This is a genomic window from Phycisphaerae bacterium, assembly GCA_019636475.1.
Classification (GTDB): domain Bacteria; phylum Planctomycetota; class Phycisphaerae; order UBA1845; family UTPLA1; genus JADJRI01.
On sequence record JAHBXN010000001.1, the window covers coordinates 246,986 to 266,924 of the forward strand.

General features: G+C 59.9%; 17 protein-coding genes. 3 read left to right on the forward strand and 14 right to left on the reverse strand.

All coding sequences use genetic code 11. From position 1 onward, the window contains the following. Window positions 1–2: 2 nt before the first annotated feature. The 9 genes from KF841_01080 to KF841_01120 form a co-directional block, all read right to left on the reverse strand. Window positions 3–1,820, reverse strand: a complete 1,818-nt coding sequence (locus tag KF841_01080) for an NADH-quinone oxidoreductase subunit M (GenBank protein MBX3393938.1) — start codon at window positions 1,818–1,820, stop codon at window positions 3–5. Between the two features lie 60 nt (window positions 1,821–1,880). Next, window positions 1,881–3,986, reverse strand: coding sequence for an NADH-quinone oxidoreductase subunit L (gene nuoL, locus KF841_01085; protein MBX3393939.1), 2,106 nt, complete (start codon window positions 3,984–3,986; stop codon window positions 1,881–1,883). 12 nt (window positions 3,987–3,998) lie between these two features. Beyond that, window positions 3,999–4,301, reverse strand: coding sequence for an NADH-quinone oxidoreductase subunit NuoK (nuoK, locus tag KF841_01090; protein MBX3393940.1), 303 nt, complete (start codon window positions 4,299–4,301; stop codon window positions 3,999–4,001). A gap of 68 nt (window positions 4,302–4,369) precedes the next feature. After that, window positions 4,370–5,143, reverse strand: coding sequence for an NADH-quinone oxidoreductase subunit J (locus tag KF841_01095; GenBank protein ID MBX3393941.1), 774 nt, complete (start codon window positions 5,141–5,143; stop codon window positions 4,370–4,372). A gap of 122 nt (window positions 5,144–5,265) precedes the next feature. Further along, the gene (locus tag KF841_01100; protein MBX3393942.1) at window positions 5,266–5,754 is read right to left on the reverse strand and encodes an NADH-quinone oxidoreductase subunit I; all 489 of its coding nucleotides are present in this window, start codon (window positions 5,752–5,754) and stop codon (window positions 5,266–5,268) included. 101 nt (window positions 5,755–5,855) lie between these two features. Next, window positions 5,856–7,058 carry an NADH-quinone oxidoreductase subunit NuoH gene (gene nuoH, locus KF841_01105; GenBank protein ID MBX3393943.1) on the reverse strand — a complete coding sequence of 401 codons (1,203 nt, stop codon included), beginning with the start codon at window positions 7,056–7,058 and terminating at the stop codon, window positions 5,856–5,858. A 25-nt stretch (window positions 7,059–7,083) separates the two neighbouring features. Beyond that, on the reverse strand, window positions 7,084–8,703 hold the full coding sequence (locus KF841_01110; protein ID MBX3393944.1) for a (2Fe-2S)-binding protein: 1,620 nt from the start codon (window positions 8,701–8,703) through the stop codon (window positions 7,084–7,086). 225 nt (window positions 8,704–8,928) lie between these two features. Further along, window positions 8,929–10,953: a response regulator gene (locus KF841_01115; protein ID MBX3393945.1), complete on the reverse strand. Its 2,025-nt coding sequence runs from the start codon at window positions 10,951–10,953 to the stop codon at window positions 8,929–8,931. Next, window positions 10,950–11,450 (reverse strand): RedB protein, encoded by a 501-nt coding sequence (locus KF841_01120; GenBank protein ID MBX3393946.1) that lies wholly within the window; start codon window positions 11,448–11,450, stop codon window positions 10,950–10,952. The genes KF841_01115 and KF841_01120 overlap by 4 nt, the downstream gene beginning before the upstream one ends. A gap of 635 nt (window positions 11,451–12,085) precedes the next feature. On the opposite strand from KF841_01120, the gene KF841_01125 reads away from it, so the two are divergent. Genes KF841_01125 through pncA form a run of 3 tightly spaced genes read left to right on the forward strand, consistent with a single transcriptional unit; the run spans window position 12,086 to window position 14,918 of the window. Then, window positions 12,086–13,558 (forward strand): nicotinate phosphoribosyltransferase, encoded by a 1,473-nt coding sequence (locus KF841_01125; GenBank protein ID MBX3393947.1) that lies wholly within the window; start codon window positions 12,086–12,088, stop codon window positions 13,556–13,558. Next, window positions 13,555–14,244: an NUDIX hydrolase gene (locus KF841_01130; protein MBX3393948.1), complete on the forward strand. Its 690-nt coding sequence runs from the start codon at window positions 13,555–13,557 to the stop codon at window positions 14,242–14,244. Before KF841_01125 ends, KF841_01130 begins: the two co-directional genes overlap by 4 nt. 53 nt (window positions 14,245–14,297) lie before the next feature. Further along, window positions 14,298–14,918, forward strand: a complete 621-nt coding sequence (gene pncA, locus KF841_01135) for a bifunctional nicotinamidase/pyrazinamidase (GenBank protein MBX3393949.1) — start codon at window positions 14,298–14,300, stop codon at window positions 14,916–14,918. 115 nt (window positions 14,919–15,033) lie between these two features. Here pncA and KF841_01140 read toward each other — a convergent pair whose 3' ends face one another. The 5 genes from KF841_01140 to KF841_01160 form a co-directional block, all read right to left on the reverse strand. Then, entirely contained in the window at window positions 15,034–16,380 is a 1,347-nt protein-coding gene (locus KF841_01140) for a PDZ domain-containing protein (GenBank protein ID MBX3393950.1), read from the reverse strand. Between the two features lie 95 nt (window positions 16,381–16,475). After that, complete coding sequence (locus KF841_01145; protein MBX3393951.1) at window positions 16,476–17,093, reverse strand: hypothetical protein; 618 nt, start codon at window positions 17,091–17,093, stop codon at window positions 16,476–16,478. Further along, complete coding sequence (locus tag KF841_01150; protein ID MBX3393952.1) at window positions 17,090–17,668, reverse strand: RNA polymerase sigma factor; 579 nt, start codon at window positions 17,666–17,668, stop codon at window positions 17,090–17,092. Before KF841_01150 ends, KF841_01145 begins: the two co-directional genes overlap by 4 nt. A 160-nt stretch (window positions 17,669–17,828) precedes the next feature. Continuing rightward, a complete protein-coding gene (locus KF841_01155) occupies window positions 17,829–18,809 on the reverse strand; it encodes a class I SAM-dependent rRNA methyltransferase (protein MBX3393953.1) in 981 nt (326 codons plus the stop codon). Next, entirely contained in the window at window positions 18,809–19,924 is a 1,116-nt protein-coding gene (locus tag KF841_01160; GenBank protein MBX3393954.1) for a 50S ribosome-binding GTPase, read from the reverse strand. The genes KF841_01155 and KF841_01160 overlap by 1 nt, the downstream gene beginning before the upstream one ends. Window positions 19,925–19,939 lie beyond the last annotated feature (15 nt).

A 19,939-nucleotide genomic window follows, 5' to 3' on the forward strand; every position in this document is an offset into this window, starting at 1 on the left:
CATCATCGCCCCCCCGGATCTGCCGGCAAAACCGACGCCGATTCGATTGCAACGACACGTGGCACGATGCTCCCCGAATCAGACGCCGCCTTCGGGCCAGCCTCTCCCGACGCCACGCCGATCGAGCCCGACTCCGCTCGGGGCTCAGCCGATGCGCTTCCGCCGATGTCGGCGGACACGACCCGGCTCGACCAGTCCGGTGGAAGCACCCTGTTGAGCACGGCGTAATCCAGTGAAGGGACCATCATGTCGGTCAGTGATTTCGGATAAACGCCAATTACAATGCACGCAATCGCAATTGGCGTGAGAATGCCGATCTCGCGGCGCGTCAGATCCGGCGTGAGACCGGTCGACGTATCCGGCCCGCCATGAGGCTCTTTCAGCGGACCGAAAAGCACGCGGCGAACCATGTGCAGCATGTAGATCGCGCCGAGCAGAATCCCTGATGCGGCCGGCACGGCGAACCAAACGCCCAGCGGGCCCGGACCATCGGGCTTCGGATCCGCTGACGTGAACACACCCAGCAGCACGAGAAACTCGCTGACGAATCCGTTCAGACCCGGCAGGCCGATGCTCGACATCGTGAAGACAATCAGAAAAAACGTCATGATCGGCATCTTCCGTGCGAGCCCCCCCATCTCGGACATTTCGCGCGTGTGATACCGCTCGTAAATCATGCCGACGATGAGGAACAACGCGCCGGTCGACAGGCCGTGATTGACCATGTAAAGCAGCGATCCCGTGAGGCCCGCGGTCTTGAGACAGAACATCCCGAGCAGACAGAATCCGAGATGCGACACGGACGAATAAGCGACGAGCTTTTTTACGTCGCTTTGAACCCACGCAGCCAGCGCGCCATAGATGATTCCGATGACCGCCAGCGTGCCGACATACGGCGCCAGTTCGATCGACGCGGCCGGGAGCATCGGCAAACTCAATCGCAGGAAGCCATAGGTGCCGAGCTTCAACAGGACGGCTGCCAGCATGACGGAACCGGCAGTTGGCGCCTCGACGTGAGCGAGCGGCAACCATGTATGAAACGGGAAGAGCGGCACCTTGATCGCGAACCCGGCGAAAAATGCAATAAACAGCCAGAATTGCTCGCGATCGGTCAGATGCGGCGCGAGTTGGTACAGCACATCGAGATCGAATGTCAGCGCCGTCGGAAGCCCGGTATCCCCGGCAATCCATGCCGCCTTCCAGCCCAGATAGAGCACGCCGGCGAACGTCAGGAGGCTTCCGGCCAGCGTGTAAATAAAGAACATGTTGGCGGCCTTGGCGCGTTCCTTGCCGCCCCAGATGCCGATCAGGAAAAACAGCGGGATCAGTGTGAACTCGAAAAAGACGTAGAAAAGCAGCAGATCCCGGGCGCAGAACACTCCGAGCATTGCGCCGTGCAACAGCAGCATCAATGCGTAATACTCACGCTGCCGCGTCTGAATGCCCGTAAAGCTGGACCAGATTGCCAGCGGCGTCAGCATGGCCGTCAACAGCAGCAGCGGCATCGAGACGCCATCAACACCCAGCTTGTATTGAATTCGGATCGCCGAGTCGCCGGCTGCCTCGCCCCCCATGATCCAGTCCGACTGCTCGACGAGACAGTAGCCGCCGGTACGCCACATCGATGATTGATCGAGGAATGCCGCCAGGGCAATCGCCGCGACGATGAGCGTCGCGATTGAGATGCCCAGCGCGAATCGGCGTGTCGCGACCGCATCCCAGGCCGATCGTGAAAAAATCACGACTGAGCCGATGATCGGCAGGAGGATGAGCACCGTCAGCAGATGCCGCCCCATGAAATTGTTCAAAATCGATTCCATTGCGTTGCGAGTTTCAAGTTACGGGTTTCGTGATCCGTTTCCGTTGAGGCGACCGAAGTCTCACGCGCTCGAAAGCACCCACCAGAGAATCGCGACCAGTCCCAGCATCATGCCCAGCGCATAGCCCTGCATGGCTCCCTGCTGCCAACCGCGAAGCAGGAATCCGATCGCGCGGGGCAACGCCGCAATGATCCAGAGCAGTGTGTTGATGACAAATCGGTCGCACGCATAGCACAGGTCGCCGATCCGCCGCAGCGTTCGAACAAAGGCATAGTCGTACAATTCATCCACGTAGTACTTGTGATAAAACAACTGATAGATCGATCCGCTTGCCAGTGCGATGGCCAGCGGGATACCCGGTCTTCGCGTGTAGAAATACCAGGCATTGAAGATGCCGTATGCCGCGATACCGGCCGAAAGCCACATCAGCCAATGGCCGCCCGCATGGGCCGCCGAGCCGGATGCCGCGTGTGCGTCACCGCCCGCATGCGAGAGAATCGGCGCTGCCGCCACGGTCATTTCGTGGTGCTTCGCATCGGCGAACACCGGCTCGAGGAAATGGTGGAACGCCCCGTGCGGTTCGAACATGCCCAGGAAACGACCCTCGCCGGGCCCGACGCTCACGCCGACATATCCGGCGAAAACCGCCCCGATCGCGAGCACCACCAGCGGCACGGCCATCCAGAAACCCGATTCGTGTGCGTGTTCCACGCCCCGCGGCAGTCGCACTTCATTGTGAAAGGCCATATAGATCATGCGGAACGTGTAGAACGCCGTCAGCAATGCGGTCAATAGTCCGATCCAGCCCAGCCAGGGCGTCGAACTGGACAGTGCGGCATGAATGATTTCGTCCTTGCTCCAGAAAGCCGCAAGCAGCGGGACGCCCGCAAGCGCCGCCCCGGATATCAGGAATGTGAAATACGTCACCGGCATGCCGCGACGCAGGCCGGAGAAACGTCGTATATCAATCTCCCCGGCCATCGCATGCATCACGCTGCCCGCGCCGAGAAACAGGCAAGCCTTGAAGAATGCGTGGGTGTAAAGGTGGAATACGGCCGAATCAAAAGCGCCGACGCCGAGAGCCAGGAACATGTAGCCCAACTGGCTCAGCGTGGAGTAGGCGAGGATGCGCTTCATATCGAACTGCGTCAGCGCAATGGTGGCGGCAAAGATCGCCGTCGCCGCGCCGATGCCGCCGACAACCCACATGGCAATCGGTGACGCGGCAAAAATGATGCTGCAGCGGGCCACCATGTACACACCGGCCGTCACCATCGTCGCGGCATGAATGAGTGCGCTCACCGGCGTGGGGCCTTCCATCGCGTCGGGCAGCCAGACATGCAGCGGCAACTGCGCACTCTTGCCCATCGCACCACAGAACAACAGCAGGGCGATCGTCGTAATGCGTTCCGTCGTCAACGGCATGCCGCCGGCCGTGACGCCCTCGGCCACCTGCGAGAAGACCCCTTCGTAATCGAGCGTGCCGAAAGTCAGGTAGATCAGCAGGATTCCCAGACCGAACCCGAAATCGCCGATGCGGTTGACCAAGAAGGCCTTCTTTGCGGCGGCCGCCGCGGCGGGCTTGTCGTAGTAAAAACCGATCAGGAGATAGCTGCAAAGGCCGACCAGTTCCCAACCGAGATAGAGCAGAAGGAAATTGCCCGCGAGCACCAGCGCACACATCGAAAACACGAACAATCCGAGAAAGGCGAAGAAGCGCTCATAGCCCCGCTCGGCATGGCCGTGGTGGTCTCGCATGTATCCAACGGAATACATGACAACCATGGTCGAGACGGAAAGAACGGTGAGCAGCATGACGATGGTGAGCGGATCAACGCGGAAAGTGACGTTCAGCCATTCCGACCTGCCCGCGCTGATCCACTCGTAGATTGGAATGGAGTGTTTGAGCTTCTCGTAGCCGACTTCGTGGGACGGATCGACCGTTGCCTGTGCGGATACTCGATCGACCAGATCCGCCGAGCCGCGCGCGGTCTCGCCTTTCACCTGGAAGAACAGGCTCACGGCGAAGAAGAGCGAAGCCGCGACTCCCAGGAGAACCAACCAGTGCGATCGGTCCTTCAACATGCGCAGGCCGACAATTCCGACGAGCGCACTACCGGCCAGAGGAAGCAGCGGAATTAGAATCGCGAGTGTCCGGGTGTCCATGCGATCAGCAAATCAGCCTCTCAGGCTTCTCCAGTTTTCTGCATCCAATGTCCCGCGGCGGCGATATAGCATGACGACGATCGCGAGACCCAGTCCCGCTTCCACCGCGGCAATCACAAGCACGAAGATGCCCAGCGCCTGCCCCTGCAGATTGCCGTGCATCAGTCCGAACCCAACCAGATTCACCAGGACTCCCTGGAACATGACTTCCGTACACAGAAACATGACGATCATGTTGCGCCGGGTCAGAAAGCCGACAACGCCGATGGCAAACAGGAAAGCGCCGACGAAGATGAGTGCGATCGGATGGGGCATTGCGAATTTTCGATCTCGTGTCCTGGGTTCCCGTATCTAATTCGACGCGATATACGCACGCTGATTTGTCAGAACGGCTCCACCGTCCGGCCCGCATGGCCGGGGACCACGTGATCCCCAGGCTCGTCCGGGCGCGGCAATCGCTTCCGCGCGATGGCAATCGCGCCGACCATGGCGACCATCAGCAGCACAGCCGCAAGTTCCACGCTTACGGCGAAGTCCGTCATCAGCAGCCTGCCGAGTTCGATCGTGTTCCGAACCGAAGTCGCCTCCGCCGCAGCCGCGTCAAAACGCTCCCAGTTGCGACCGGCGATCATGCCGGTCAGTGCGGCCATCAGCATGAATCCGCACAGCGCGGCCCAGACCGGCTCGCGAGCGTTGCGATCGTAATCGAGCACGGCGGCCACTCGCCCGCGCATCGCCGGTGACTGCTGCGACAGCATGATGACGAAAACATAGGTCACGAGAATCGCACCGGCATAGACGATCACCAGCGCCGCTCCAAGGAATTCCGCGCCGCAGAGGATCAACATCGCCGCCGTCGTAATCACGACTGCAACGAAATACAGCGCCGCGTAAACCGGCTTGGGATGAGTCACGACGCGGACAGCCGACCCGATTCCGAGCAGTGCCAGCACACAGAACGTAACCTGGCCGGGATCGGATCCAAGCGCGGTGAACAGCGCTTCGAGCAGGTACACCATCGCCGCGGCCCCCGCGGCCAAGACAAGAATGAAGCCGCCGCTGCGCGGTGCGCGGCCCTGCTTGGGCAGTCCGACGTAAATGCCGAACGCGACCAGTGCCGCGACAAGATACGAGATGTATGCAAGCGGGACGGACAACTCGAAACTCCATCAGGCCGTTCGGACCGCAATCGACGAATCACGCCGCGTTCGGACCGAGTCCTTCGTCAATGCCACCGGCGAGCCGCTTCACACATCGCGCGCCGGGCGCTTAAGCCCAATCAATACCCCGTAATGGCCGGACTCTTCCGCGGCTTCTCATCCTTGGTTCGATCGAAGACGGTCAGCAGCTTCTCCTTGTCGAAGATCATCTCCTCGCGGCTGGAGCCGACAAGATGGTACTCTGGTGTCAATTCAATGGCATCAACCGGGCAGGCTTCCTCGCACATGCCGCAGTAGATGCATCGAAGTTCGTCGATGTCGAACTGGATCGGGTATTTCTCGCGGTCGGGCCACGGGCTTTCGGCGCCCTGAATATGGATGCAATGCGCCGGACACGCCGTCTCGCACATGAAACACGCCACGCACGCGACGCGACCTTGTTCATCGCGATTCAGACGGTGCACGCCGCGATAGTTTTCCCGGCGAACCTGACGCCGCTGCTCAGGATACTGGATGACTTTCTGCTCGCGAACCTTCGTCGCGAACAGGTGTCGAAGCGTCGTCTTCAGGCCGCCGAAGACCTGCGGCAGATACAACCGCTCGGCCATCGTCAGCTCAGGCTGATCGACGAAGACGACGTCGGTTTCTCTCCAATTCGGCCTGGACACCTCAGTCCACCTCGTTTCCAAATCAACTCAGTCCCGCGATCTCAGGAGCCGATCGCACGTTCCTTCTTCAAAAGGCTCGTCTGCCGGCCAGTGATGGGCCGGGAAACCGCGGCGCCAAAAACGCCGCACACCAGAAGGATCACGACATTTCCCACCACTGAATACCACTGCGGCAGCCGGTTATACACAATCCAGATTTGCAGCAGCACGAGCATCATGCCCATCGGCACGAGCGATTTCCACGCTAGGCCCATGAGCTGGTCATACCGGAATCTCGGCAAAGTCCAGCGGACCAGCATGTACGCGCAGATGAACAGCCCGATCTTCCCAAAATACACGCCCATCCGAACGAGCATGGCGAACACGCCCGTCGATTCATTGACCCATGCCGAACCAGGGAAGAAGTCCGGCAGAAGATAGCCCCCGAAAAAGAGGGCAACCATGAACGCGCTGGCCGTGATCATGTGGGCATACTCACCAAGAAAGAACATCGCCCACTTCATCGCGCTGTATTCGGTGTGGAATCCGCCAATAAGCTCCTGCTCCGCCTCAGCCAGATCGAACGGTGCGCGATTCGCCTCCGCCAGCGCTGTGATAAACAGCACCAGCGCGGCCAGCGGATGGTACGCAACCGTCCACCAACTCCCCGCCTGCACGGAAACGGCCTCCTCCAGGCGCATGGAACGTACCGTCAGAATCGCGACGAGCACCATCATCGCCATAGGAATCTCGTAGGAGAGCATCTGCGCCGCCGCACGCATGCCGCCGTAGAAGGCATACTTGTTGTTGCTTGCCCAGCCCGCCAGCACCACGCCGTACACTCCGAGTGAACCGACCGCGATGATATACAGCAGACCGACATCGATGCTCGCCACCTGGCAATGCAGCGTCTCGCCTTCAGGCATCCACGGCCAGCGGAATTCGCCACCCCAGGGTATCACCGCGTAGCCGATCATCGACACGACAAACGCGATGAACGGCGCGATGATGAAAAGCCCGCGTTCCACATTAAGAGGAATAATGTCCTCTTTCATGAAGAGCTTGATGCCGTCGGCCAGCGGTTGCAGCAGACCAAGTGGACCGACCCGGTTCGGACCGTACCGATCCTGCACCCAGGCTGAGATTTTGCGCTCAAGCAGGATGCAATACGCCACCGCCGTCATGATGACGCCGAATATCGCCAATGCCAGCAGGAGGCTGAAAGAAAACTGATCGGCGAGAATGTCCTTAATCAAGTCGACCATGGCCTTCGCAACTCAATCGCACCACTCAATGTGCATGTTCCGGCATTTCCGGTGGAACATGCGGGTTGGCAAACTGCGGCAGGGTCTTTGCCATCAATTCTCTCACGGCACTGGCGCTGTAAATACCGGGCCGGCCGGACAAGGCGTACAGGTACTGGCCATCCCGCTGGCAGCCTTCGATCGGATTGATTGCCGCATCAAACGGTTGAATCATGTTCTGCGAATTAACGAACGTGCCGGATCGTTCCGCCCAGGAGCAGGCGGGAATCACGATGCTCGCTGCCTCCGTCACGGCATTGGGAAGGATATCCTGAGCGATCAACGTGTCGATCTTCGCGACGGCCGACGCCAGTTCCTTCGGCACCCAGTCGCCCGGATACCCGCCGACGATCCAGGCCGCTGAGACGTTGCCGCCGGCTGAATTCTGAACGAACTCGTCAAACGAGCACGTCGGCCCGCCGAGCGCAGCCATTACCATCTCAATTCCACGACGATTCGGGCACTTTTCCGCGCTGATCGTGAAACGCACCGGTCGGCCATCGCCAATCGGAAATCGCTTATCCTCGCCATCGACTGGAATGAAGCCGGACGACAGCAGCGCACCCGGCGCGATCTCGCGGACAAATGTCCCGAGCAGCCACGCCTCCTCGCACGACATGAACGGCGAGAGCACGACCGCCAGGCGCTCGGCGCCTTTTTCATTCACCGCGGCAGTTAGCCACAGCCGCACGATCTCACTCAATGCGGTCCATTCCGGATGACTCACATCAACGCCACGGCGGACAGACAGTTTGTTCAGCCGGCGATCATCGTGAACATATTTCCAGCCGTAGCGGCCTTCGTCACACATCCACCAGTCATTCACGCCCGGGTTGTATCGAGGCTTCAGCCGCCAGACCTTGCCGTCGTTATGATCCACGCGGATGGCACAGCCGGTCGCGCAGCCGGCGCAGACGCTCGGCGTTTCCTTGAGAAACCAGACGCGCTGCTTCATGAGGAAGTCTTTGTCGAGCAGCGATCCAACGGGGCAGATATCGACCACGTTGCCCTGAAGCTCGTTCTCAAGCGGCACACCGGGAAATACATCAATCTCGGCCTTGCTGCCGCGCTGAACAACGGCCAGCTCGCCGGTGCCGACGACCTCGTTGCAGAATCGCACGCAGCGTGTGCACATGACGCAGCGATCCTGATAGAGGAGTGTTTTGCTGCCGATGTCTTTCTTGGGATTCTTGTTCTTCGCCTCCACCATTCGGCTGCTGGCCTCGCCGAATTTCAGCGAATAATCCTGTAGGTAGCATTCGCCGGCCTGATCGCAGACCGGACAGTCCAGGGGGTGATTCAGAAGGAAGTACTCCATGCACTCCCGCTGGTTTTCCTGAACCTTGTCGGATGCGAACCGAACCTCCATGCCGTCCTTTGCAGGCGTCTGGCAACTTGGGAAGAGCTTCGGGGCCCAATCCATCTCCTTGGTCTTCGGATTGGGCATCTTCATTTCCATCAGGCAGAGCCGACACGACGCGACGACCGGCAATCCGGGATGGTAGCAGTAATGCGGAACATCCCAGCCCGCTTCCAGCGCGGCCTGTAGCACCGGGACGTTCTCCCTGCACTCCACCGTCTTGCCGTCAATGATGATCTTGGCCATCCAACACACTTCGGCCGCCCGGAAGACCCGGTCCCGCCGACACCTCTGATGCCTGTCCACCTGTCTCGCGCGGAACGGACTTGTCACCGACGCGATCGCAAACCCCGGCAGCCGTTGGGCCTGACGGAGTTCGTGAAAAATATCACATAGTTGCGGCGGATTCTAGCCCAAATTCCGCCGCATCGCGAGAGCCGGAAAAGCGGGGATTGCCGGCCGCCGTGCTCGTTAGATCAGCAGTGCGCGGTTCCGGCTTCGCTCGAGTTGTGAATTGATTGAGGCGAAGAGTTTTTCGCGTTCGATCGGCTTGGTGGCGTAATCATCGCACCCGGCCCGGATGCATTTTTCGCGATCATCAGCCATGGCATGCGCGGTTAAGGCGATGATCGGCGCGGAATATCCCCGGGCGCGCAGCGCCATTGTCGCCTCAAGGCCGTCCATCTCCGGCATCTGCACGTCCATGAGAATCACGTCGAATGGACGCCCCCGAAGAAGTGCGTCGGTCGCCCCGTTCAAGGCTTCCCTGCCGGAATTCACAACCGTGACTTCCGCTCCGGCTCGCTGAAGGATGTAGCAGATCAAGCGTTGATTGTCGGGCCCGTCTTCCGCGAGCAAAAATCGCCGACCCTTGAAGCATACCGGTTTAGGCTTGGCGGTCATGTTTTCATCGATAAGTTCATTCGCCGCCTGCTTTTCGACCATTGCGAGCGCCGGATCCCTGATCCACTTCAATGAAGAAACATCCCCGATGGCGATCCGGCAGCGGAAAGTCGTTCCGATTGCGGGTCGTGAATAAATCAGCTCGATATCGCCGCCGAGCAGTTGGGCCAATCGCTTGCTGACCGCGAGTCCGAGGCCGGTGCCTCCGAAACGCCGAGTCATCGATGCATCAGCCTGCGAAAACGCCCGGAACAGGGCGCGGGCCTGCTCATCCGTGATGCCGATTCCGGTATCATGCACGTCAAACTGGAGCGAGTGTGTCGGCTCCGCGACATAGCGTACAGAGAGTTTCACTCCCCCGTTCTCGGTGAATTTGATGGCGTTGCCGAGGAGGTTGATCAGTATCTGGCGAAGGCGTGTCGGGTCGCTGATGACCGTTTCGGGAATCGGGCCTGTGAATTCGACTTTGATCGCCAGATTTTTTGAATCGGCCCGTACTCTCATGAGTGACAGGACGTCGGACACGACCTGAATCGGCGCACAGGGCACCTGCTCGACCGGCATTCTCCCCGATTCAATCTTCGACAGATCCAGAATGTCGTTGATGATCCGCAGCAGGTGATCGCCGTTGCGTTGAATGGTTCGCAGCGCGCTGATTCGTTTTTCCGGCGCACGGTTGATATCGCCGTCTTCGATCAGCAGGTCCGCGTAGCCGAGAATCGCCGCCATGGGCGTCCGAATTTCGTGACTCATGTTTGCGAGGAATTCGCTCTTTGCGGTGTTTGCCGCATCCGCTTCGGCGCGCGCTCGCTCTAATTCGCCATTGACCGACTCCAGTCTTTCGACCATCGCCTCCATTTCGAGCTTGTGCTCCGCAAGTTCCCTGTTCGCGATCTGAAGATCGCACGTCCGATCCGCCACTTCGCGTTCGATTCGTTCATTCGTTCCCTCCAGTTCGGATTGCTGGCGCGCAAGCTCGCGCAGCCGGGATACCCCCTGAATGCAGGACTGGATCAGGAAGATGTCCTCAAATACCACCCAGCCCGCGTGCTCAAGCGTGCGCCAGGGACTGGCCAGAAGCACGCCATACACTGACTGGGGCCAATAGATGCCTCGAAATGCGTGGTCGGCCGTCACAACCGCTGTTGCTGTCAGCAAGACCCGCCAATCGCGATAGAACGCGAGGAATGCCAGCGAACCAAACACATGGAAGTGGGTTTCGATTCGCCCGCCCGTCAAATGGATCAGCAATGCGGACCAGACTGTCTGTGCGATCGCAATGACATGCCGTGTCACCGCTTCGCCGGGTCGCGTGATCGCCAGGTAGATCGGCAGGCTGCTGATGATCGCACCGAGAATCAGCGCCGCATAGACATGGATGTGAAGCCTGTTGATCGGACCGGACCAGGTCCTGGGGGAAACCAGCAACGCCGCGATCACGCCGAGAACGAACTGCGACAACATCAGAACGATGAACATTCGATCGGTTCTGGTTCGGATCGCCAGAAGGCTGTTGCACAGAATCGCCTCGCCACGTGCGGTCAGCGGCGCGGACGCACAGTTTTCCGAGGATGCGGTCTGAGCGGGGATCATCTCGCCCCCTCCAGTCCCGACTCTGAAGGATGCAAAAGGCCGCAACCAAAGACCGGGGTCGCGATGGTGTCGGATCGCCCCTTGAACACCCATTCCTCGATCGCCATTTGACCCAGGTTGTCCCCGGAGTGGCCCCTTGCACCGGTGATACCACCATCGAAAACCAGGCGGCCGTCTCGCGCGAAGAGGAATGCGTGACCCGACGTTTGAGCTCCAAAGGCTCGAGCCTCGGACGTGTCGCGATCGACCACGGATTCGAACCCCGGATTCGCAATCGAAGATCGATAGGTCATTGATGCGTCCAATTGCGAGCTGCCGCCGGACCAAACGAAGACGACATAGAACTTCAGTCGCTCGCCGCAGTGTGCCTGAATTCGAGCGAGTTCTTCGATCGACGCCATGGAGCAGGGGCACGCGGGATGAATGAACGTGACGAGCGTCATTTGATCGGAAGCGCAGGTGAGCTTCGATCGGTCCGGCCAGTTGCCTGGCGCCATTCCTCGAGAGCCATTAACGAATGAGTGGGCTACGAGGAGGTATATTCCCACGATCAGCGCGGCCGCCCAGACACCAAGAGTCATGGTCAACGACTTTGCCGACCGAGTATGTCGACGATCTGGATTGTCTGAATGCCGGATCCGTGACATCGGTTAGTCCCTTCCGCGACCATCGAATCCCGTCGATTCATTCAGTGCCGCAGGCGCGCGTCCGCTCCGGATGCTCTGCCGGCGAATGTAAAGAGTGGAATCTCCAACCCGCTGGCGTGCATGAACTTCCATTAGTTGATCGGGGTTCAAATCAAGACACTTGACTGGGCAATTTTCCGATCTGCGAGGAATGCCGGCGACTCAATGCGCTCCGCGGATTTTGAACACCCCGTTTCCCGCCCCACGTCGAAGTACCCATATTCCATTCATTTGCGACAAGTCCGTGCAGTACGGAATCGCCGCTCGCTAAGAGGCGGCAGTTTCAACGGGATCGGCGGGAATCGCCGGATGAAGAAGAAGCGATCACCGTACCGGACCTTCACGGCGCGTTGCGGCTTCTTAGTGGAGCTGGCGCGGCACACTGCTTGCGCCGTGGACTTAGTGTAATAGAAACACTATGATTGCGGGGCAGGAGATGAAAGCCGATGAGTTCGCCCCCTGATCTCTACCGCACGTCACTCGGCCTGCTGACAGACTTTTATCAATTAACGATGGCATACGGATACTGGAAATCCGGCGTCGCGGACCGTGAGGCCGTCTTCACCCTGACCTACCGGAAGAATCCGTTTGACGGCGGTTTCAGCATTGCGGCGGGCCTCGGCTCCCTGATCGGATTTCTCGAACGATTTCGGTTCGATGAATCCGACCTGGACTATCTATCCGGCCTGACGGGCAATGACGGCAAGCGGCTGTTCGAGCCCGCATTCATTGACTATCTCGCCGGTCTGCGGCTGACGTGCGATATCGACGCGATTCCGGAAGGAACATCGGTCTTTCCCCACGAGCCCCTCGTGCGCGTCTGCGGGCCGATCATCGAGAGCCAACTGCTGGAGTCGCCGATTCTCAACATCATCAACTTTCAGACGCTCATCGCGACCAAGGCGTCCCGGGTCTGCATGGCCGCGCGCGGCGAGCCCGTCCTCGAATTCGGTCTGCGACGCGCCCATGGCATCGACGGTTCGCTCTCCGCGAGTCGTGCGGCCTATATCGGCGGATGCACGGCGACATCGAATGTCCTCGCGGGGAAATTGTTCGGCATCCCGGTTCGCGGCACGCACGCTCACAGTTGGGTGATGTGTTTCGATTCGGAGCGAGAGGCCTTCGAGGCATACGCCGCGACGATGCCGAACAACTGTGTCTTCCTCGTGGACACCTATGACTCGCTCGATGGCGTGCGGCGCGCCGTCGAGATCGGGAAGCGCCTTCGCGAGCAAGGCCACGAACTGGGAGGCATCCGTCTGGATTCTGGGGACCTGGCTTATCTGAGCATTGAAGCACGAAAAATACTGGACGAGGCGGGTTTTCCCGGCGCTGCGATTGTGGCGAGCAACGATCTCGACGAGAAAATCATCGAGAGTCTGTGGGATCAGGGCGCCAAGATCAGCGTCTGGGGAGTCGGCACGAAGCTGGTCACGGGCCACGATCAACCCGCGTTGGGGGGCGTTTACAAGATGACGGCGGTCCGAAAGCCCGGACAGCCCTGGCGATATACGTTGAAGCTCTCCGAGCAGTCGGTCAAAATCTCCACACCCGGCATATTGCAGGTGCGGCGTTATCGCGACGATGGTCTATTTTCAGGCGATGCGATTCACGATATCAACACAGATCTGACCACCGGCTGCACCATCGTCGACCCACTTGATCTGACAAGACGAAAGCACCTTCCCGCGACGGCGCCGCACGAAGATCTGCTGGTGCCGGTCTTCCGAGGCGGCGAATGTGTTTACGCCATCCCGCCACTATCGGAATCACGGCGCGTGGCGGCGGAACAACTGGCCAGCCTCCACCCAAGCATCAAGCGTTTCACCTTTCCGCATGGCTATCCGGTCGGCCTGGAGAAAAGCCTGCACGATCTCAAGACGCGGCTCATTCTTGAAGCGAGAGAGCGTGCCGAATGAGTTTCACCTACGAATATCCGAGGCCGATGGTTGTGGTCGATTGCGTCGTGTTCGGATTGGCTGATGACGCGTTGAAAGTGCTGCTGATTCGGCGAGCCCGCTCGCCCCACCAGGGCGCGTGGGCACTACCCGGGGGCTTCATTGAAATGGACGAGCCGCTCGAAACCGCGGCGCTTCGCGAACTGCGCGAGGAGACGGGCGTCCGGGATCTCTATCTAGAGCAGCTTTACACCTTCGGCGATCCCGCGCGCGATCCACGCGGCCGGGTGATCAGCGTTGGTTACTATGCGCTGGTGAAGCCTGAGTTGCACCAGACGAAAGCGGGTGACGACGCGGCGGACGCGAAGTGGGTGGATGTGATGCGCGTGGGGCCGATGGCGTTCGACCATGCCCAGATACTCCAGGTGGCATGCGACCGCCTGAGAGCCAAGGTGCGGTATCAGCCGATCGGGTTTGAGTTGCTGCCGCGAAAGTTCACGCTTTCCCAGCTGCAGCGCATGTACGAGGTGATCCTCGGCCGTCAGCTCGATAAGCGTAATTTCCGTCGAAAGATGCTGAAAATGAAGATACTGATCGAGCTGCCGGAACGGCAGGCGGACGTTCCTCACCGGGCGGCGCGACTCTACCGATTTGACCGACGACAGTATCAGCGGCTCGCCAGTGCGGGCTTCAATTTCGAAATCTGATTCTTCAGTCGGTCTGCATTGAGCCGTTGCGAAATCACATGCGGGATCCAGCCATGAATGCACTCCTTCTGATCGATCTGCAATACGATTTCATGCCGGGCGGTGCGCTGGCGGTTGCGGATGGCGATGCCGTCGTGCCGATCGCGAACCGAGCGATGGCAGAATGTGATCTTGTCGTCGCGACACAGGACTGGCATCCATCGAACCATGCAAGCTTCGCGGCAAATCACCCCGGCCGGTCGGTGGGCGATCGGATCATGCTTGACGGCGTCGAGCAGACGTTGTGGCCCGTACACTGCGTGCAAGGTACCCACGGGGCTCGACTGCATGCAGACCTTGATGACTCACGAATCGCGCACGTCGTGCGAAAGGGAATGAATCCGGCCGTGGACAGCTACAGCGGCTTCTTTGACAACTCCCGCCGCGTCGCCACGGATCTGGCCCCCTATCTGCGAAGTCAGGGCGTGATCCATCTTTTCGTCATGGGGCTTGCGACGGATTACTGTGTCCTTGCGACGGCGCTCGATGCGCGATCGCTGGGCTACGAAGTCACACTGATTCTCGACGGATGTCGCGGGGTGGAATTGAATCCGGGCGACATCGACTCGGCCATTGCAAGAATGTCGGATGCCGGCGTTCGAATCGGCACGAGCCATTCAGTCGCCGAAAGATAAAGCGCCCCGGCCGACTTCGATCGACCGAGGCGCTTTGCCCTACGCGTTCCGCCAACTACGCGAAACATTTCAGGTGTGGGTGGAGTGGGGTACTGTAACTCGCACGTGGGGCGGACTATTCGCCGGCCGCACTTCGGAGCGAGTCATATTTTGCAGCCAGTTCGGGACGGGCGGCTTTCATCGCGTCGATACTGCTGAATCGCTCGACGATTTCGGAATCGCCGTTTCGCGTGGTAACCCGCACGGCGCCATCGGCCTCAACCTCGAAGACTGTCGCCGCCTTGCCTTCGACGATCACGTCGGTCGTCTCGGCGCCTGCGCCGTCGCCGCGTCGGACGATGACCTTCTTTCGAAGGGTCTGCCGGAGGGAATCAGCGCTTTGCTGCGCGGCCTCGGCCTCTTTTCGCATGGCGTCCGCGGCTTCGTGCAGTTCCTTCAGTTCGATCTCAAATCCGAACGGTTTGCCGTCGGGACCCTGCCCGATCGTCGAGGGATTGAACTTGAAAAACATGCGGCCTTCGCCGCCGAATCCGCCCTTGTATGACTTGTATGTCTCAGGATCAGCGGCTTTGAAGGCGTCCTCGTTGTCGTAGGTTGAGGAACTGGTCTTGGTCTGGTCACCATCCCGCTCGGTGCGATTCACGGTGATTTTGCCGTCATCGCCTCGTTCGATTCGCAGCTCAACGCCCTTGTTCACAAAGACCTGCACCTGGTTTTGTGCGTCCGGACCCGACTGCTGCCACGAGAACTGGAGATCGTCCGGATTGAACTGCGGAATGTGGGACCAGATGTCGCTCATCTCGTTGAGCTGATCGAGATCCTTATACATCCAGTTTCCCTGGGCGTCTTTCTCCAACATCCCACCCCGGCGGAAGAGTTGCCGCCCTGCAAAAGGAACTTCCTCATCCATCTCGTACTTGTATTTCAAGTCGGCCCAGTTCTCCGGGCGGGAGCCGACGACCAGTTTGACCTCAATGGGCGCCCCCTCGCGAATGACCGACAACAGGTGCGTTTCGTTCGGAGCGAACGCTCGGATCGAGTCAAGGAATGCGCCCATGTCGCTGGAGGACTCGCGGCCGTCCATGGCGGTGATGATGTCGTATTGCTGGATGCCGGCCGCTTCGGCGGGTGAGCCTTCCGCAACATTCAGGACCATCTGGCCGACACCGGCCGACAGCTTCAGGTGTGCACGCAGGGGCTTGGGCAAGGGACCGAACTGCACGCCGATCCATGGACCGCCAGCGGCGATGTCGGTTCGATCGATCCGTGCGATGTTGGGATCATCTGAAGTGGCGACACGACCGAGGACGACCACCTTTGGCTGCTGGCCCGGTTGATCCGTCGGAGCCAGCTTGACGATCACCGGCGCCGCGGACGGATCGGCCAAGGCCGCAGACTGCACGGAAACGGATGCCGCCGAAAGGCAGGCCAGAAAAGAAACAACACTGTGGAACGATAACATAACCGATGCTCCTCTCAAAAAAACCGGCTCACAAACCGCGAATTGCCATTTCGGCGGCACGCACGATCCGGTTCCACACCGGACGACAACAGCCGCTAGAAGTCTCCGGAAACCGGCACGCGCCGAGTCGCCTGCGCCTCGCGTTCGAAAACAAAAATGCGATTCGGATCGGAACCGCGGATTCCGATCAGGTCGCGATATACATTCTCAACCCGGACGCCAGGCTGATAATCGGGTATTCGATAGTCAGCGAACTCGACGGCCGGCGTGACGCCGAGCGGTCTGGTTCGTTCGGATCCGAAATCCTGAAGCGACGGCCGGACCTGCCGGGAATTCGTCGCCACAGACGGCTCTGTCGGGCTGGTCCGCATGAAGGCTGCGATGCCGATGACCGCCGCAGCCGAAAGAATCGCACCGGCCGCACCCACAAACCAGGGATGCAACACGCGTTGCGGTGGACCAGCGCGATTTGGAAAAGAGTCTCGCGGCGCCGGACGCGTTGCGCCGGACGCATCAGCCCGCAGCGCGGTTCGGGCGATCGCATCAATTTCGCGATATTCCGCAAGCATTGCCCGCGCGTCGGCATTTTCGTTCAAGATCTGAGCCAGACGTGCCTGATCCGCCGTCGATATCTCTCGATCAAGGTGTCGAACGATCAGCCGTTCGATGTCTTCGTTGATCGAATTCGGGATATTCGGGTCTATGTGCTTCATCGTGCGTCGGTGTTTCGTTCAGTTCCGGTATCAGTTAACGCAGCTCTTAACAGCCGCCGCGCTCGAACCAACCGCGTTTCGACGGTGTCGACCGGGATCGACATGGCGTCCGCGATTTCCGCATAGCTCCAATCCTCCAGATGCTTGAGCACGAACGGCTCCCGATATATTTCCGGCAAGCCGTGAATCGCGTCGAGCATCCGGTGATACTGCTCCGACTCAATCGCCGTTCGAGCGGGATCGGCTCGATCACTGGCGACCGGATCGCCATCGCAAATCGGGCGTCGGCGACGTCCTTCCCGTGAGCGCTTCAGTCCGGCATCGATCGCGGCATTGCGGGCCAGCCTGAAGAGCCACGAGCGCCAACGTTCCACATCAACAAGCGATCCGATCTGCCGGACGACGTTCGCCCATACATGCTGAACGACATCATCAACCAGCGACGGTTCGCCGAGCGTGGAATACACGACATGGCGCACCCATCGTTCGTGTCGGCGAATGAACACGTCCAACGCGGTCCATTCACCGGCTCGGGCCGCTGCGATCAAGTCCTGATCGCTCGGGTCCACGCTCATGGCCACCACCATACTCACAGGAATAAAGACGACACCATCCGCCGGTCACTGTCAGTATTATCGAAAATCGGACCTGGAATTTGCAAATCAGGCTGATTTTGCCTGAATGGAAGGGAAACCCGCGACCCACCAAGCCGAAAACGCATGCCGCGAACAGGCATCAATCAAAACGGGCCAGGACCGTGTGCGAATAATGCGGATCGCCGGCGAAATCCAACTGCAGACCCGGACGCTCGATGATGCGGCATTTGCGGCCCCCCGCCGCTCGGTGCAGTTCGCGGTCGATTCGGCCGCCGTTCATTGCTCTGTTATTCGTGGCGAAGAGAAGCACACCGCCCTTGTCCAGAACTCTGGCCGCACCGGTCAGCAACGCGCCAAGCTGCTTTTCAAGAACGAATGTCCGGGCCGGTCGGCGCATCCGGGCGAACGTGGGCGGATCGAGGATGACGATGTCGAAGAGCCGACCCTGGCGTTCGACACGCCGAAAGTAGTCAAGCGTGTCAGAGCAGTAGAACCGATGGGCCCCAGGATCCAAGCGGTTCAGTTCGAAGTTGGCTCTTCCCCAGTCCAGATACCGCTTTGAGAGGTCCACGCTGCACACTTCTGACGCGCCGCCCTGGGCCGCCGCAATCGAGAAGCCGCAGGTATAACAAAACAAATTAAGTACCCGGCGACCTCCAGCGAGCTTTCGAATCCGCTCGCGATTGTCCCGGTGTTCCAGGAACAGTCCATACGAGAAGCCGTCATACGGGCGGATGATGAACGACGCGCTCTGCTCCCGCACCGTAATGCGCGGTTCGACGGTTGCCCCGAGCCACGGCGCCGATCGCGTATGCTCCGCCGCCTGCGCGGGGGTCAGTTCGCTTCGATCTCGTACAAAATACTTTGCATAGGCCGCTTTGACGCCGAACGTGTGCATCAGACGCTCGACCGCCGGCCGTGCATCGTCTGGCGACACCGAGAGTCGCCCTTCGTGAAACTGCACGATCAGAACGGGACCGAGCCGCTCGATGACCATGCCGGAAACACCGTCGCTTTCGCCGTGAAAGAGCCGATACGCGTCGAGGTCGGATCGTTCGATCAGCGGTCGCCGGCGATTGACGGCCGCATCAATCCTTGATTGGAGGTCTCCACGGTCCATCAGTCGCGCTCGTCGCCCTCGATCGAAAAGAATGCGGTCGGAAGCCGATCTTCCAGCCGGTCCAGTCCGAGCATGCGGCATAGTTGCCGCTCAAGTTCGACGATTCCTCCACCGAATTTCGCCGAAACACTGCACGATGGAGCGGAATCAAACGGCCCAGTGCGTGACCGGCGTGCGATTTCATCGGTGAATCGATCGCCCCGTCCGGAAGCGGCTGTACTTGAAAGAAGGTCCGACTTATTCCAGACAACGACGACCGGTTGAGTCGCATCGACCATTGCAGCCAGCGATGAACCGATCCGGTCCATCTCGCTCGGCGGTGTGGCCGCATCCATCACGACGACCACCAGATCCGCGATGCGTGCCTGCTGCCGGCTCCGATGAATCGCCTCTGATTCGATCGCACATTCCGTGTGCCGGATTCCGGCGGTGTCCGTGAGTGTCACCGGCCAGCCGTCGATGAGCGCGGTCTCGCTGATCCAATCCCGTGTCGTGCCGGGCGCATCGGATGTGATGATGCGGTCTCGGCCAATCAGGCAATTGGCAAGTGTGCTCTTGCCGGCATTCGGCGGACCGATGAGCGCGACCCGGAGTCCTCTCATCAGAGCGACCGCGATCTTCGATCGCTCCCGAAACTCCGCACGCTCGGAAGGCGCAACCGTTGACAACCTTTGCAGATAAGCCGGCAGAATCAATCTCTGTGCGAGCAGCCACTTCAGAAGCCGGCGCGAAGGGGCCGCGATGATCGCATCGTCGATTCTCCGGACCACGGCATCATCCGATCTGAGGACATGCGAAAACTCACCGGCGGGAACAGCGGTGGCCCCGGCCCGCTCCAGAACCATAAGCACGCGCTGGACGACTCGCACACCCCCATGAACATGAATTTCAGCAAAGGTCGAACCGGCCTGATGAAAAACGCAGACAATTGCGTCGTCCAGCACCGCGTCCCGATCCTTGATCCTGCAGAATACCGGTCGGCCCACCGGCCATTCCGACTCCTCGCACCTTCGACTCGTGACCGAGTTCAGAATCGTGATTACGTCCGGCCCGTGTATCGCGACGACGCCGATTGCGCCGGGCGCCGGCGGAGTCAAGATAGAGGCCGTGTTCATCGCCAGTTCGATCCC

Coding starts and splice junctions, on each gene's coding strand:
- KF841_01080 (MBX3393938.1), bottom strand. CDS start 1,820: ATGGAATCGATTTTGAACAATTTCATGGGGCGGCATCTGCTGACGGTG.
- nuoL (MBX3393939.1), bottom strand. CDS start 3,986: ATGGACACCCGGACACTCGCGATTCTAATTCCGCTGCTTCCTCTGGCC.
- nuoK (MBX3393940.1), bottom strand. CDS start 4,301: ATGCCCCATCCGATCGCACTCATCTTCGTCGGCGCTTTCCTGTTTGCC.
- KF841_01100 (MBX3393942.1), bottom strand. CDS start 5,754: ATGGCCGAGCGGTTGTATCTGCCGCAGGTCTTCGGCGGCCTGAAGACG.
- nuoH (MBX3393943.1), bottom strand. CDS start 7,058: ATGGTCGACTTGATTAAGGACATTCTCGCCGATCAGTTTTCTTTCAGC.
- KF841_01110 (MBX3393944.1), bottom strand. CDS start 8,703: ATGGCCAAGATCATCATTGACGGCAAGACGGTGGAGTGCAGGGAGAAC.
- KF841_01115 (MBX3393945.1), bottom strand. CDS start 10,953: ATGATCCCCGCTCAGACCGCATCCTCGGAAAACTGTGCGTCCGCGCCG.
- KF841_01120 (MBX3393946.1), bottom strand. CDS start 11,450: ATGGCGCCAGGCAACTGGCCGGACCGATCGAAGCTCACCTGCGCTTCC.
- KF841_01125 (MBX3393947.1), top strand. CDS start 12,086: ATGAGTTCGCCCCCTGATCTCTACCGCACGTCACTCGGCCTGCTGACA.
- KF841_01130 (MBX3393948.1), top strand. CDS start 13,555: ATGAGTTTCACCTACGAATATCCGAGGCCGATGGTTGTGGTCGATTGC.
- pncA (MBX3393949.1), top strand. CDS start 14,298: ATGAATGCACTCCTTCTGATCGATCTGCAATACGATTTCATGCCGGGC.
- KF841_01140 (MBX3393950.1), bottom strand. CDS start 16,380: ATGTTATCGTTCCACAGTGTTGTTTCTTTTCTGGCCTGCCTTTCGGCG.
- KF841_01145 (MBX3393951.1), bottom strand. CDS start 17,093: ATGAAGCACATAGACCCGAATATCCCGAATTCGATCAACGAAGACATC.
- KF841_01150 (MBX3393952.1), bottom strand. CDS start 17,668: ATGAGCGTGGACCCGAGCGATCAGGACTTGATCGCAGCGGCCCGAGCC.
- KF841_01155 (MBX3393953.1), bottom strand. CDS start 18,809: ATGGACCGTGGAGACCTCCAATCAAGGATTGATGCGGCCGTCAATCGC.
- KF841_01160 (MBX3393954.1), bottom strand. CDS start 19,924: ATGAACACGGCCTCTATCTTGACTCCGCCGGCGCCCGGCGCAATCGGC.